The sequence below is a fragment of the Acidovorax sp. ST3 genome, from assembly GCF_003231145.1.
Lineage (GTDB): Bacteria > Pseudomonadota > Gammaproteobacteria > Burkholderiales > Burkholderiaceae_C > Acidovorax.
The window spans coordinates 309,999-323,945 of the sequence record NZ_QKVP01000006.1 but is presented as its reverse complement, the minus strand read 5'-3'; the positions used below and the strand labels follow the sequence as shown (position 1 = coordinate 323,945).

The window sequence follows — 13,947 nt, the reverse complement described above, 5'->3', positions numbered from 1 at the left end:
GGGAACGGTTGGTCAGGTAGGGGCGGCACACAAAACTCAGCGAAGCGGTTCTGGCTAGGCGCTGCGTCGCAGGCAGTACGAGTAGTACGACAAGACGCGGCAACGACGCCAGAAGAGTTTTGTGTGTCGACCTCAGTCCGCGAGGCTGATCTCGAACGGAATGGGGTTGCGCATGCTGTTGGCCACGGGCGAGTAGAAGTTGGCGTGCTGCACGATCTCGTCCAGCACCTCGCGCGGTGCATCGCCTTCCACCAGCACCTTCACGCGGATCGCCTGGAAGCCCATCTCCGGCGGCGTCTTCTGCAATGCACCACCCGCACCCCAGGCGGCGGGGTTGCCGATGTCGCCTTCCATGAACACCTCGATCTTGCTGAGCTTGACCTGCTTCCAGGTGGCCACCGCCGTGATCCCCACGGCCAGGCAGCCGCCCAGGCCTGACAGCACGATTTCGCCGGGCGCTGGCGCCGTGTCCTGGCCGAACAGGTGCAGCGGCTCGTCCACCACCACCGGCGCATGATTGCCCACATAGCTCAGCGAGCGGTACTGCCCTTCCATCACCGTGTGGACCTTGTTGGTGCCCCGGCTGGCGGGGTTGTTGCGGCCCTTGTCGGCAAAGGCCATCAGGCCGTCGCGGTCGATGGGGCGCAGGTGCGTGTGCACGGTGGTGACGGGAGCAGAGGGTTCCAGCAGATCGGTGGACATGGTGTTCCTTGAAGAAAGAGAAGGGAATGCAAAAAAGAAGGACAGGGTTCGCAGCGGGCCACACCCGCTGCAACAACGCACGGGACTCAGGCCGCCAGCGCCAGCGCAGGCTTTTTGGGGAACTTGACCAGCGGCAGACCGCTTTCGATCGGCAGCTTGTCGTCGCGCGACCATTCGTTCCACGAGCCGAAGTACATGCGCACATCGGCAAAGCCCGCCTGCTTGAGCGCCAGGAAGGTGTTGGACGCGCGTGCGCCCTTGAAGCAATACAGGTACACCGTGTCCGCCGGGCTGATGCCCGCCGTGGCGCATTCGGCGCGCACTTCGTCGGGCGACTTGAAGACGGGGCCCTGGGGCGAGGGCTTCATGAAGCGGTACCACTCCAGCCACTTGGCGCCGGGCAGGCGGCCCTTGCGGGGCGCAAAGTCCTTGCCGTAGGGGCTGGAGCTGTCGCCAATCCATTCGTCCACATCGCGCACGTCCAGCAGCACGGTGTCGGTGCCCAGGGCCTCGATCACGTCTTCCTTGGTCAGCATCACGTCGGTGGTGGCCAGGTTGGTGGGGAAGATGGCAGGGGTGGGCACCACGGCCTCGGTGGAGACGGGTAGCTCTGCCGCCTTCCAGGCCGAGTAGCCGCCATTCAATACCTTGACCTTGGGGTAGCCCAGCCAGGTCAGCAGGTAGTAGCCCCGGCAGGACTGACCGTAGCCGCTGTTGAGCGCATCTTCATAGAACACCGCCGTCTCCGCACCCGACAGGCCGATGGCGCCCAGGTGCGCGGCAAAGGTGTCTTTCAGCTCCTGCAGGCCTTGGGGCGTGGAGGTGGCGAGGTAGGTGAAGGTCTCGCGCAGGTTCACCGCGCCGGGGATGTGCCCCAGGGCATAGGTGTCGGCGTCGCGGGTGTCGATCAGCACCACAGGCTCTGCGGCTTGCAGGGCCAACAACTGGGTGGGCGAGATGAGGACGGCGTCGGAGGCGGTAGCGGTCACGGTGCTCATGGAAAACCTTTCGGTGCGGTGGTGGGCGGGATGCCTGCCCTCCTTATCGCAACAGGTGTGCCAGAGCGGTTGTGGATGAGGAGATTTGAATGGAAATGGCTGTATGCGCTAGTGGAATATGCGCTGATAGCTATTGATTTGATAGTGAATGGAGTTTTGCCACATACCGCTGGTCGGGGTGGACCAGACGGCCCTGGACACTGTGTCGACACATTGTCGACACATTGTCCGTCGTCACTTCAGACCCGCCTTGCGCAGCCGGTAGCTGAACTGCCGCAGCGTCAGCCCCAGGCTCTGCGCTGCACGCGACTGGTTGCCGTGGTGCTCGGCCAGTGCTGTCTGCAGCACCAACACGCTGTGCGACTGGGCCGGTGCGTAGTCACGCACCAGCGGCGCCGGGGCAATGGCTGGGCGTTCTGCTGCCGCGATGGCTGCAGGAGGCTGTGGTGCGGGAGGCGAAGGCAACGGCACGGACGCAGCCGGCAGAAACCGGTCCAGCTCCGCCCGCGCCACCAGCGTGTCATTGGTCAGCAGCACCAGGCGTTCGATCACATTGCCCAGCTCGCGGATGTTGCCGGGCCAGGGGTGTTCTTCCAGCCGCGCCAGCGCGTCGGGCGAGAGGTTCACGTTGCGCTGGTGCGCCTGGTTGGCGCGGCTCACAAAGTGCAACGCCAGCGCGCGGATGTCCTCGCGCCGCTCGGCCAGCGAGGGCAGATGGATCGGAATCACATGCAGGCGGTAGTACAGGTCCTGCCGAAAGCGCCCGGCCTCCACATCGGCCGCCAGGTCGCGGTGGGTGGCCGCCACCAGGCGCACGTTGACCTTGACCTCGCGCTGCCCGCCCAGGCGCACCAGCGTGCCCTCCTGCAGCGTGCGCAGCAGCTTGGACTGCAGGGCCAGCGGCAGCTCGCCAATCTCGTCCAGAAAGATGGTGCCGCTGTCGGCCTGCTCGAACCAGCCCGCGCGGGCTGTGCTGGCGCCGGTGAACGCGCCTTTTTCATAGCCAAACAGCTCGGATTCAAACAGCGCATCCGGGATGGCCGAGCAGTTGACCTTGATGAAGGGCCGGTCGCGCCGCCCGCTGGCCAGGTGCACGGCGCGTGCGAACAGCTCCTTGCCCGTGCCCGACTGGCCCAGCAGCAGCACGGTGGCCCGGGTTTGTGACACGCGTTCCAGCTCGCTCAAGGCCTGCAGCAGCGGTGGCGAGCTGCCAATGAGCCCGTAGCGCGCGCTTTTGGTGTTGAGCGCATTGGCCAGCACGGCGTTGCGCGCCTGCAGCTGCCGCGTCTGCTCGGCCACCAGGGCTTCCAGCTGCAGCAGCTGCCCCACCAACGTGGCCAGCACGCGCAGCACCGCCAGGTCGTCGTTCAGGTGGCGTTGGCGGCTGCGGATGCGGTGGCAGGCCAGCACGCCGATGGGCGCGTTGTTGACCTCGATGGGCAGGGCGATGAAAGCCACCGTCTCGGGCGGCAGCTGGCTGCGCGCCACCGCGCGGGCCAGGAACAGCGGTTCGGCATCGATGTCCTGCACGATGGCAGGCTGCCCCGTGGCCAGCACCCGGCCGGTGATGCCCTCGCCCCAGGCGTAGCACCCGCGCTGCACCTCGGCCTGGGTGAGGCCGTAGGCATGCTGGATGGAGGCGGTGCGCAGCGCGCCGGCCGGGGCGGTGGGCGCTGCGTCCACCAGCACGATGCGCCCCCGGTTCAGGCCCAGCAGCTCGCTCATCAGATGCAGCATTTCGCGCAGCACCAGGCCGGGCGCCAGGCTGCGGCCGATGAGGCGCATCACCTCGCGCATCAGCAGCAGCTCCTGCGCGTGCCAGTCGGTGGCGGGGCTGGGTGGGGAGTGCGGTGGCATGGGGGTACGCATGCCGGTGCGTCGCAAGTTTTGCGCCTGCTTCGCTCCGCCGGGCCGTCCTCCGCGTTGCCGAGCCTCGCGGGGGCGGCTCCCCGACTTTGTTGAGCGCTTGTGTCTGGCCTTGGGGCGTCGCCAACGCACCTTGCAAAAATGGCGTGTGCGGGCGCTAGCGTTTGCTGCCGGTGGGCACGGGCGGCAGGGCCTTGAGGTACAGGTACAGGGCGTCGGCGTCGGTCTGGCTCATGGACTTGAGCGAGCCGAAAGGCATGACGGTGCTGACCGCTGAGCCGTCGGGGCGTGTACCCGTGGTAAGCATCTGGCGGAATTGTTGTGCATTGAGGTAGCGGTGCATGGCGCCTTCCGGGGCCGATGTGAGGTTGGAGGCGGCCGGCCAGTCTGGGGGCGCTCCGGGAATCTTGCCTCCAGCCAGCTTTTCACCGTGGCAGCCCATGCACATATTGGCCACATAGGCGCCATGCGCCACATTGACGCCCTCGGCCACCGGCGTCTGTACAGGCAGCGTGTGGTCGATCTTCTCGTAGGCATCTTTCACGACCCCGGCGGCGTAGAGCAGCTTCACAAGCACCGGCAGCCGGACGATGCCGGGTTCGCCATCCACAGCGGGCAATTGCTGCACATAGGCCGCGAGCGCTGCGAGGTCCTGGTCTGTGAAGCGGTTGTAGTCCTCGCTGGGCATGATGAGGGCCGGGCGACCGTCGCGCTTGATGCCATGGCGCACCACGCGATCCCAGTCGGCGCTGCGGTAGCCCACCACCACGCTGTTTGCGCCAGGTGTCAGGTTGGGGCCGCGTACCAGCAGGCCGTTGGCATCGTCTATGAAGGTGCGGCCCGCACCGTTCGCCCCGTGGCAGTCCACACATCCACGGGAGGCAAACAGGTACCGGCCGCGCTCGATGCTGGCGGCGCCCTGCACGATGGCGGGCGAGGCGACTTCGAGCGCGAGCGGGCGATTCATCTTGCGCTCGGCCATCTTTGTGCCGCCAGCAATGAGGGCTGCAGCGGTAGCAGCCAGTGCGGCTCCCGCCCAGAGGGTTCGTCGCAACCAGCGCTTCATGATGTTGCTCCCGTAGCCGTGCCGGCGGCCTGGCTCGGTTGCCTGCGGCGCCCTCGGAAGCGCGACTTGATCAGCTCGCGTGCCATTTTGAGCTTCAGGCGCAGCCGCGGCTGGTGGCCCCAAGTGCTGGTCTCGTGGGTGTGCATGGTCTGCCAGCCCGTTGGGTCGATGGCTTGGGTCTGCGCTCCGATTTCAAACGCAAAACCGGAGGGTGTCTCTGCGTAAAACGAAAAGGTACCGTCCGGCTCTGGATGCTGTCCGAGGTCCAGGTCGATGGGCAGCCCCAGCGACTCGGCCCGCTCGAACGCCCGCCCCACATCGCGCAGGCTGCGCGCCTGCAGCATGAAATGGTGAATGCGGAACGAGGACGGCAGGTCAAACAGCGCGAGCGAGTGGTGGCGCTGGTTGCAATGCATGAATGTGCCACGGATGTGGACCGGGCCCACTTGCGTCTGGAGTCGCTCTGTCACGCCGAACCCCAGCAGTCCGCCATAAAACGCCTCCATCGCGGCCAGGTCCTGCGCGACCAGGACAACATGCCCCAGTCCCAGCGCGCCGGTTTCAAAGCCATCGGGAAAGGCTGCGCTGGCAAACGGTGTCGCCGCTTCGGCAAGGCCCACGCACAGCTCCACGCAACCCTGTTCGGGGTCGTTCACATGCCAGAGGTGCTGGACCTTGCGCTGGCTGCAAAGGGCGGCATCGCCTTGCTCGGCACGGTGCCCGGCTGCTTGCAAGCGTTGCACCAGCTGGCGCAGTTCGTGTTCATCGGCGCATTCCAGGCCCACGGCCGCCAGGTCGTCACGGGGACCTGGGGACACCACGAGGCGCTGGCTGGCGCCATCCACACGCCAGCCTGTGCTGCCGTCGGCATGGACGGTGGGCGCGGGAAGCCCCAGCATGTCTTTCATGAACCGCTCCCAGCGAGCGGGTTTGCGGGCTTCAAACACCAGATAGGCAAGGCGGAGGGAATTCAGCATGGCGGTATGCTCCTGAAATTGATTAAACAATTGAAAATTGAATTGACTGTTCAAAAATGAATTCTGAATCAATTTATAGTGCTCCGTCAATGCCCCCGCTGCCGGAGCCTTTGGCGCGGTTCCTGCTGCCGGGAGAAGGCGAGAGGCCGTCCAAGCGCGAACGCACGCGGCGGCAACTGCTGCATGCCACGGTGGAGGTGATCGCATCGCGGGGCGTGGCCGGCACCACCATCCAGGAGATCGCACGTGTGGCCGGCATGGCCCCGGGTACGGTCTACAACCACTTCAGCACGCGGGAGGAGATCTTTGAAGCGCTGGCTCTGGCGCTGTTCACCACGCTCAACGAGCGGGTGGTGCAGAGCTACCAGCACATTGAGGACGGGGCGCAGCGCATGAGCATCGGCATGCGGCGGTTCCTCTGGCTGGCAGAAGTGAGCGCACCCTGGGCCCTGCTGATGATTCAGCTGGCGATGGCCCACCCCCAGGCCATTGAACTGGTCAAGCCGTATTCCTTGGCCGATCTGCGGCGAGCGAAAGCGCAGGGGCGCTTTGATGTGGTGGATGAAGAGGCCGCCATCGACATGGTGTTCGGTACCTGCATCCGCGCGCAGGTGCGCATTGCGCAAGGGGAGGTGGCTGACTCTCCCGCGTTTGTGAACGCGCTGCTGCAGATGGTGCTGCGCGGGCTGGGAATGGCGGCGGTCGATGCAGCCGAGGTCATGGCGCGGCCGCTGCCAGCGTTCACCACGCAGGCTGCTGCTGGGGCCGTTAGCACGCGGCGAAAATCACCCCGCGCAGGCTCCTAGCAAGGCCATCGCAACGCTGCGGGTGGGTGGTGCCAGCGGCGCGATGGGGCAACCGGGGGCTGCCTGATTGGTCAGCGCCCAGATGCCGTAAAGTTGTGCTCGCGCCGTGGATTGCCCGCCTCTCCCACGGTGCTCTGGCCCATCCCCCAACGAAAGCACTACCACCATGACCACCCTCGGAACCCCCCTGTCCCACCACGCCACCAAAGTCATGCTGCTGGGCTCGGGCGAGCTGGGCAAGGAAGTGCTGATTGCGCTGCAGCGTCTCGGGGTCGAGACCATCGCCGTAGACCGCTACGACAACGCGCCCGGCCAGCAGGTGGCCCACCACGCGCGCACCATCACCATGAGCGACCCGGCCCAGCTCAAGGCGCTGATCGAAGCCGAGCGCCCGCACCTAGTGGTGCCCGAGATCGAAGCCATTGCCACCCCCATGCTCGAAGAGCTGGAAGCCGCGGGCACCGTGCGGGTGATCCCCACCGCCCGCGCCGCGCGCTTGACCATGGACCGCGAAGGCATCCGTGTGCTGGCTGCCGAGACGCTGGGCCTGCCCACCAGCCCTTACAAGTTCTGCAACTCGCTCGAAGAGCTGCAGGCCGCGATTGACGCGGGTATTGGCTACCCCTGCATCGTCAAGCCCGTGATGAGCAGCTCCGGCAAGGGCCAGAGCAAGATCGACGGCCCGGCCGACGTGCAAAAGGCCTGGGACTACGCCATGGCCGGGGGCCGCGTGAGCCACGGCCGCGTGATCGTCGAGGGCTTCATCGACTTCGACTACGAAATCACCCAGCTCACGGTGCGTTCAGTGGGGGCGGACGGCCAGATCGCCACCAGCTTTTGCGACCCCATCGGCCATGTGCAGGTCAGTGGCGACTATGTGGAAAGCTGGCAGCCCCACCCCATGCACCCGGCAGCGCTCGAAAAATCGCGCCAGATCGCCAAGGCCGTGACCGACAACCTGGGGGGCCAGGGTTTGTTTGGTGTAGAGCTGTTCGTGAAGGGCGAGAACGTGTGGTTCAGCGAAGTGAGCCCGCGCCCGCACGACACCGGCCTCGTGACGCTGTGCACCCAGCACCAGAGCGAGTTCGAGCTGCACGCCCGCGCCATCCTGGGCCTGCCGGTGGATACCAGCCTGCGCAACCCAGGCGCCAGTGCCGTCATCTATGGCGGTGTGGAAGCCCAGGGCATCGTGTTCGACGGTGTGGAAGACGCCCTGCGCGTGCCGGGTACCGACCTGCGCCTGTTTGGCAAGCCCGAGAGTTTTGTGAAGCGCCGCATGGGCGTTGCGCTGGCGCGCGCCGAGAATGTGGACAGCGCGCGGGCCAACGCCAAGCTGGCTGCGGGCAAGGTCAGGCCCCGCGCGGCCTGATGACCCAGGCCTGCAGCAGGTGCAGGCCGGTGCCATGGCGCTTGTGAAGGAGCAACCCTGTGAGCCTGAGTGCACGCATTCTGTGGCTGGTGCTGGCGGCCTCTTTGCTGCCGGTGCCAGCCCTTGTGTGGCTCTTGCTGGAGTTCCGCTCGGCCACCACCACCCAGGCGCGTGACCGCCTGGTGGCCCGGGCCAGCATCATCGCGAGCGATCTGGACGACAAGATTGCGGGCACGGGGCAGCTCTTGTTTGGCCTGGGGCGCGTGCCCCTGCTGGCAGCGGGCGACAAGGCGGCCTGCTCGGACTTTCTGGCGGATGTCCTCAAGGAGCATCCGCAGTACACCGGCATCCTCACCATCCAGCCCGACGGCTCCCTGTTCTGTGATTCCTTGCGCAGCGGCCGGGCGCTGGACTTGCGCGACCGCAGCTACTTCCAGCGGGCGCAGACGGCCACGGGCCCGGTGCTGGAGGCCGCCATTGGCCGCCTGACGGGCAAAGGCGTGCTGCAGGTGGCCTACCCGGTGCGCGATGCTGCGGGGGCTTTGCGCTTCATCCTGCTGGCGTCGCTGGACATGCAGGACTACGGCCAGACCATGGTGCATGCGCAGCGCTACGAGCGCATGAATCTGCAGGTGTGGAATGCCGATGGGTCGGTGGTGATGGATTTCCACCGGCCCGAGGTGCCGTCGTTGGCTGCGGGAGGGGTCGAGCGTGCCTTCATGCTGCAGCCCGCCGACGGGCATGCCCTGATGGAGGGCCGCGATGGCGTGCGGCGTGTGTGGGTGCGCGCCCCGCTGCCACGCACGCAAGGCGCCGACTTGCGCCTGGCCTTGGCGGTGCCCGAAGACGACTTGCGAGGCCCCGTGGAGCGCCAGTTCCGCCGTGCACTGATGGGGGTGCTGGCGCTGGCGGTGGTGGTGTTTGTGGCGGCCTGGCTGTTGGTGGAGTTTTCTGTCCGCCGCCATGCCATGCGTGCCATTCGCGCCATTGGCCGATTGGACGCTGGCAACTACGCTGAACCCATCGGCGCACCCTATCCCCCCGGCGAGCTGGGCCAGGTCGCCCGCGCGCTGGACCGCATGGCGGAGTCTCTGCTGCGCCAGCAGCAGTCCATCGCGCAGCACACCGAAACGCTGGAGCGCCAGGCGCGGCGCGACCCGCTGACGCACCTGGCCAACCGCTACAGCCTGACCGAACGGCTGGACGCGGCGCTGGAGCGGGCCCGGGAGCAGGCGCACTGCGTGGCGGTGCTGGCCATGGACCTGGACCGGTTCAAAGGGGTGAACGACAGCCTGGGCCATGCACGGGGCGATGCCTTGCTCCGGGAGGTGGCGGTCCGGCTGCAGGGCTGCGTGCGCCCTGGCGACGTGGTGGCGCGGCTGGGAGGGGATGAGTTTGTGGTGGTGCTGCCCGACCTGCCGGACGCAGCGGTGGTGGAGCCGACGGCGCGGCGCATCTTGCGGGCGCTGACGCTGCCCGTCGAGACCGGCACATCCAGCTGGTTGCTGGGCACCAGTCTGGGCATCGCCGTGTTCCCGCAGGATGGAGACTCCGGCGATCTGTTGCTGCGCAATGCTGACGTGGCCATGTACGACGCCAAGGACCTCGGCGGCAACCGGCTGGCTTTCTTCAGCCCGCACATGACCGAGGTGCTGACCGAGCGCTTGCGGGTGGAAGCCGGCCTGCGCCACGCCATCGAACACGGCGGGCTGCGCCTGCACTACCAGCCCATCATGGATGCGCGGACAGGCCAGGTGTCTTCGGTCGAAGCGCTGGTGCGCTGGGCAGACCCGGAGCGGGGGCTCGTGTCGCCACTGCAGTTCATCGGCATTGCCGAAGACACGGGGCTGATCGTGCCCCTGGGCGAATGGGTGCTGAATGAGGCCTGCGCGCAGGCGCGCCGGTGGCTGGATGCCGGATGGGGCGAAATACCGGTGGCGGTGAACCTGTCGGCGCGCCAGTTCCAGGAGCCCGATCTGGACCGGGTGGTGGACCGCGCCTTGCAGCGCACGGGGTGCCCGTCCCATCTGCTGCAACTGGAGATCACCGAAAGCTCCATCATGGAGCCCGTGGAGCAGGCCCTGCAGACCATGCAGCGCCTCACGGCGCTGGGCGTGCAGCTGGCCATTGACGACTTCGGCACCGGCTATTCATCACTCAGCCAGCTCAAGCGGTTTCCGGTGCGCAAGCTCAAGATCGACCGCTCTTTCGTCAACGACCTGGGGAGCAACGACCGGGGCGAAGCGCTGGTGGACGCCATTGTGGCCCTGGCGCAAAAGCTGGGCCTGCGCACGGTGGCTGAGGGGGTGGAAACCGAGCACCAGGCCCAGTGGCTGGCCCGGCTGGGCTGCGACGAACTGCAGGGCTACCTCTTTTCCCAGCCTTGTGCGCCACAAGACCTGGAAAACTGGTGGCAGGGCCGGGTGGCCGGCTCCCCCGTCGGTATCACTCGCGGATCTGCCGCCCCGTGAGCTTGAGGAACAGGTCTTCCAGGTTCGCGGGCCGGTGCAGCGTTCGCAGGTGGCCGTGCTGGCCCAGCGCCTGCAGCAGCGGCTGCGCATTCTGCGTGTAGAAAAACACGGTCTCGCCACTGATCTCCACGCGGGCGGCCAGGGTGCGCAGAGCGGCGTCTTCCGCCATCTGCACGGCGCCCACGCCGAACACCTCCACCACATCGGGCTCCAGGTGCTGGGCGATCAGCTCGCGCGGGCGGCCTTCGGCGATCTTGCGGCCATGGTCCAGCACCAGCAGGCGCGAGCACAGACGCTCGGCCTCGTCCATGAAGTGGGTGGTCAGCAGGATGGACTTGCCTTGCTGCAGCAGCAGTTGCAGCCGCTCCCACATCAGGTGGCGGGCCTGCGGGTCCAGGCCGGTGGTGGGCTCGTCCAGCAGCAGCAGGCGCGGGTTGTTGACCAGCGCGCGCGCCAGCGACAGGCGCCGCTTCATGCCGCCGGACAACTCACCCGGCTTGGCATTGGCCTTGTGGGTGAGGGCGGCAAACTCCAGCAACTGGGGCACACGCTCATCCATCACAGCGCCCTTCAGGCCGAAGTAGCGGCCGAATACGCGCAGGTTTTCGGCGCAGGTGAAGTCTGGGTCCAGTGTGTCGAACTGGGTGACCACGCCCAGCTGCGCCTTGATGGCCAGCGCATCGCGGGGCATCAGCAGCGGCGCGGTGCCCGGCTGCGGCGTGAAGTGCACTTCGCCACCATCGGGCGAGGCCAGGCCCAGGCACATGCGGATGGTGGTGGTCTTGCCCGCCCCGTTGGGGCCGATGACCCCGAGGCATTCGCCCGGAGCAATGGCGAAGGACACATCGTCCACCACCGTGGTCTCGCCATAACGTTTGCGCAGGTGCAGGGCTTCAAAAAGTGCGGTCATGGGGAGATTGTGTGCGACGAGCGTGCCCGTGGTGCCTGGGGCGAAATTTTTGCCAGAATCTGCCGCAGGCGCTAGTGGGTATTGCGCCGGATGCTATCAAATAAGGACTGATCGACTCATTCTGTCGCGACCAGCCGCCCCCGGCCTGCCGTCTTGGCTGCATAGAGGGCGCCATCGGCACGGGCCATCAGTTCTGCCAAGTCCGCCTCACCGGGCTGCAGGACGGCCATCCCGGCGCTGTAGTCCAGCGCAAAGCCCAGCTCGGCCACGCTGGCGGAATGCAGGCGCTTGCGCAGCCGCCGGTCCAGCGCCAGGCCGGCGGGCGCACTGTTGTGCAGCAGCAGCACGCCAAACTCCTCGCCCCCCAGGCGCCCCACCAGGTCGCCGCTGCGGCAGGTGTCGCCCAGCAGGCGGGCAAACAGCTGCAGGGCACGGTCTCCGGCCTCGTGGCCGTGGGTGTCGTTGACCTGCTTGAAGTGGTCCAGGTCCAGCATCAGCGCTGTCATGGGCAACTGGTGGCGTGCGGCATGTGCCAGCAGGCTGCTGCCTTGGGCGGTGAAGCCGCGCCGGTTGAGCACACCGGTCAGGCCATCGGTCATCGCCAGCGTGCGCAGCTTGTGTTCGGCCTCTGACCGCCATGCCACGAGCAGGGCGACGGTGCCCAGCACCAGGCTCACGTTGGTGGCTACGGCCGCTGCCAGGTTGACGGGGTGTGGTGTGCGAAAGCTCGGGTACTGGTCGGTGAAGGCCCCCAGCATGCCGCGCGCCAGCGTGAAAGCGGCCGACGTCAGCAGGCAACCCATCAGCAGGCTGCGCCAGCGCAGGTTGGCCTCCACCACGGGCGCCAGGGTGGCGCGCGCCACAATGCACAGGATGGTGGCCATCAAAAAGTTGGCCCAGCCCACGCGCCAGGCGTAGTGACCAAAGCCCAGCGTGTAGCCCAGCGGGGTGGCAATCACCAGCACCAGCAGCATGCGGCGCAAGGGGCGGGGGCCCAGCCATTCCTCCAGCGCGCGGTACAGCATCCACTGCGCGGCCGCATTGCAGGCGATCGACAGGGTGGAGAGGGCCTGGTCCCACAGCGAGGACGACGCGATGATGGCCGCCCAGGCCACCGCCTGCAGCAGCATGCTGGCCTGCATGTTGCGGGCTGCGCGGCTCACATCCCGGCCCATGATCAGCGGCAGCGCGGCCGAGATCATGAACAGGTTGGCCGCCATGACCGTCATGAGGGTGAGGAAATCCAGTGGCATGCGCAGCGGCCCCGGGCCTGTCGGTTACTGAAAAGCGACCTCGGCAAAGCTGCGCAGCTTGCGGCTGTGCAGGCGGTCCACGCCGCCATTGCGCAGGATCTCGATGGCGCGCATGCCGATGCGCAGGTGCTGGTCCACACGCTCGCGGTAGAAGTGGTTGGCCATGCCGGGCAGCTTGATCTCGCCGTGCAGGGGCTTGTCGCTCACACACAGCAGGGTGCCATAGGGTACGCGGAAGCGGAAGCCGTTGGCGGCGATGGTGGCGCTTTCCATGTCCAGCGCCACGGCGCGGCTCTGGCTGAAGCGGCGCTGGGGCGTGTTGTCGGGCAGCAGCTCCCAGTTGCGGTTGTCGGTGCTGGCCACAGTGCCGGTGCGCATCACGCGCTTCAGGTCCGCGCCGCTAATCTGCGTGACATCGGCCACCGCCTGCTGCAGCGCCAGCTGGATCTCGGCCAGCGCCGGGATGGGCACCCACAGCGGCAGGTCTTCGTCCAGCACATGGTCCTCGCGCACATAGGCGTGGGCCAGCACGTAGTCGCCCAGCTGCTGGCTGTTGCGCAGGCCCGCGCAGTGGCCCAGCATCATCCAGGCGTGGGGGCGCAGCACGGCGATGTGGTCGGTGATGGTCTTGGCATTGGCCGGGCCCACGCCGATGTTGACCATGGTGATGCCGCTCGCGTCCTTGCGCACCAGATGGTAGGCGGGCATCTGCGGCAGGCGGGGCGGGGCCGCGCCCAGCTCGTCGCCCGCCTCGGCACTCAGGCCCACGCGGCGCGTGACCACGTTGCCGGGTTCGATGAAGGCGATGTATTCGCTGTCGGGCTTGGCCATCTCGGCGTGGCCCAGGCGCACGAATTCGTCGATGTAGAACTGGTAGTTGGTGAACAGCACAAAGTTCTGGAACCACTCGGGCGCCGTACCTGTGTAGTGGCGCAGGCGGTGCAGCGAGTAGTCCACGCGCGGCGCGGTGAACAGCGACAGCGGCTGCGCCTCGCCTGGCGCGGCCTGCCAGGTGCCGTTGGCGATGCCGTCGTCCATGGCGGCCAGGTCGGGAAGGTCGAACACGTCGCGCATCAGCATGCGGCGGGCCGGGGTCAGCGTGCCTTCTATGTGATCGTGTTCGGCAAACGAGAAGTGGATGGGGATCGGGTGGGTGCTGGTGCCCACTTCCAGTTCCACGTTGTGCGCCGCGCGCAGCAGGCGGAACTGCTCGGCGTAGTAGTTGGCAAACAGGTCGGGTCGGGTCAGCGTCGTCTCATAGCGCCCGGGGCCCTCCACAAAACCGTAGGCCAGCTTGGTGTCGGCCCGCGCCACGGTGGTGGTGTGTACCCGCACAAACGGGTAGAAAGCCCGCACCGGACCCTCGGGCGTCTCGCCCGCCACAAAACGCTGCATGGCGTCGCGCAGGTGGCCGATTTGTTGCTGGTAAATACGCTGCACCTGGGCCAGGGCGTCGGCCGGGTCGGTGTGGCGGGTGGGGGCGATGAAGTCGGGGATGATGGGCATTCCCCTATTGTCCACAAGCCAGA

General features: G+C 67.1%; 11 protein-coding genes. 3 read left to right on the top strand and 8 right to left on the bottom strand.

From position 1 onward, the window contains the following. Positions 1 to 132: 132 nt before the first annotated feature. The 5 genes from DNK89_RS20235 to DNK89_RS20215 all read right to left on the bottom strand — a co-directional run bounded on the left by DNK89_RS20235 (position 133) and on the right by DNK89_RS20215 (position 5,609). Positions 133 to 702: an OsmC family protein gene (locus tag DNK89_RS20235; RefSeq protein ID WP_008905298.1), complete on the bottom strand. Its 570-nt coding sequence runs from the start codon at positions 700 to 702 to the stop codon at positions 133 to 135. Between the two features lie 86 nt (positions 703 to 788). Next, positions 789 to 1,700, bottom strand: coding sequence for a sulfurtransferase (locus tag DNK89_RS20230; protein ID WP_015012391.1), 912 nt, complete (start codon positions 1,698 to 1,700; stop codon positions 789 to 791). Positions 1,701 to 1,934: 234 nt separating this feature from the next. Further along, positions 1,935 to 3,557, bottom strand: coding sequence for a sigma 54-interacting transcriptional regulator (locus tag DNK89_RS20225; protein WP_203422390.1), 1,623 nt, complete (start codon positions 3,555 to 3,557; stop codon positions 1,935 to 1,937). Between the two features lie 166 nt (positions 3,558 to 3,723). After that, positions 3,724 to 4,632 (bottom strand): cytochrome c, encoded by a 909-nt coding sequence (locus DNK89_RS20220; RefSeq protein WP_110961571.1) that lies wholly within the window; start codon positions 4,630 to 4,632, stop codon positions 3,724 to 3,726. After that, the gene (locus DNK89_RS20215; protein WP_110961570.1) at positions 4,629 to 5,609 is read right to left on the bottom strand and encodes a VOC family protein; all 981 of its coding nucleotides are present in this window, start codon (positions 5,607 to 5,609) and stop codon (positions 4,629 to 4,631) included. The genes DNK89_RS20220 and DNK89_RS20215 overlap by 4 nt, the downstream gene beginning before the upstream one ends. Before the next feature lie 89 nt (positions 5,610 to 5,698). Here DNK89_RS20215 and DNK89_RS20210 point away from each other — a divergent pair, with 89 nt between their 5' ends. The 3 genes from DNK89_RS20210 to DNK89_RS20200 all read left to right on the top strand — a co-directional run bounded on the left by DNK89_RS20210 (position 5,699) and on the right by DNK89_RS20200 (position 10,255). Beyond that, complete coding sequence (locus tag DNK89_RS20210; RefSeq protein WP_161958962.1) at positions 5,699 to 6,415, top strand: TetR/AcrR family transcriptional regulator; 717 nt, start codon at positions 5,699 to 5,701, stop codon at positions 6,413 to 6,415. Between the two features lie 166 nt (positions 6,416 to 6,581). After that, a complete protein-coding gene (gene purT / locus DNK89_RS20205) occupies positions 6,582 to 7,784 on the top strand; it encodes a formate-dependent phosphoribosylglycinamide formyltransferase (RefSeq protein ID WP_110961568.1) in 1,203 nt (400 codons plus the stop codon). Positions 7,785 to 7,843: 59 nt separating this feature from the next. Further along, positions 7,844 to 10,255 carry a bifunctional diguanylate cyclase/phosphodiesterase gene (locus tag DNK89_RS20200; RefSeq protein WP_110961567.1) on the top strand — a complete coding sequence of 804 codons (2,412 nt, stop codon included), beginning with the start codon at positions 7,844 to 7,846 and terminating at the stop codon, positions 10,253 to 10,255. Here DNK89_RS20200 and DNK89_RS20195 read toward each other — a convergent pair. The 3 genes from DNK89_RS20195 to DNK89_RS20185 form a co-directional block, all read right to left on the bottom strand. After that, on the bottom strand, positions 10,230 to 11,165 hold the full coding sequence (locus tag DNK89_RS20195) for an ATP-binding cassette domain-containing protein (RefSeq protein ID WP_110961566.1): 936 nt from the start codon (positions 11,163 to 11,165) through the stop codon (positions 10,230 to 10,232). The two genes, DNK89_RS20200 and DNK89_RS20195, sit on opposite strands and share 26 nt — an antisense overlap. A 116-nt stretch (positions 11,166 to 11,281) precedes the next feature. Beyond that, the gene (locus DNK89_RS20190) at positions 11,282 to 12,418 is read right to left on the bottom strand and encodes a GGDEF domain-containing protein (RefSeq protein WP_110961565.1); all 1,137 of its coding nucleotides are present in this window, start codon (positions 12,416 to 12,418) and stop codon (positions 11,282 to 11,284) included. A 24-nt stretch (positions 12,419 to 12,442) separates the two neighbouring features. After that, positions 12,443 to 13,924, bottom strand: coding sequence for an AMP nucleosidase (locus DNK89_RS20185; protein ID WP_060986393.1), 1,482 nt, complete (start codon positions 13,922 to 13,924; stop codon positions 12,443 to 12,445). Positions 13,925 to 13,947: the final 23 nt, after the last annotated feature.

Bases quoted from the DNA above. Each gene is read 5' to 3' on its own strand.
- DNK89_RS20235 (WP_008905298.1), bottom strand. From the start codon at position 702: ATGTCCACCGATCTGCTGGAACCCTCTGCTCCCGTCACCACCGTGCAC.
- DNK89_RS20230 (WP_015012391.1), bottom strand. From the start codon at position 1,700: ATGAGCACCGTGACCGCTACCGCCTCCGACGCCGTCCTCATCTCGCCC.
- DNK89_RS20225 (WP_203422390.1), bottom strand. From the start codon at position 3,557: ATGCCACCGCACTCCCCACCCAGCCCCGCCACCGACTGGCACGCGCAG.
- DNK89_RS20220 (WP_110961571.1), bottom strand. From the start codon at position 4,632: ATGAAGCGCTGGTTGCGACGAACCCTCTGGGCGGGAGCCGCACTGGCT.
- DNK89_RS20215 (WP_110961570.1), bottom strand. From the start codon at position 5,609: ATGCTGAATTCCCTCCGCCTTGCCTATCTGGTGTTTGAAGCCCGCAAA.
- DNK89_RS20210 (WP_161958962.1), top strand. From the start codon at position 5,699: ATGCCCCCGCTGCCGGAGCCTTTGGCGCGGTTCCTGCTGCCGGGAGAA.
- purT (WP_110961568.1), top strand. From the start codon at position 6,582: ATGACCACCCTCGGAACCCCCCTGTCCCACCACGCCACCAAAGTCATG.
- DNK89_RS20195 (WP_110961566.1), bottom strand. From the start codon at position 11,165: ATGACCGCACTTTTTGAAGCCCTGCACCTGCGCAAACGTTATGGCGAG.
- DNK89_RS20190 (WP_110961565.1), bottom strand. From the start codon at position 12,418: ATGCCACTGGATTTCCTCACCCTCATGACGGTCATGGCGGCCAACCTG.
- DNK89_RS20185 (WP_060986393.1), bottom strand. From the start codon at position 13,924: ATGCCCATCATCCCCGACTTCATCGCCCCCACCCGCCACACCGACCCG.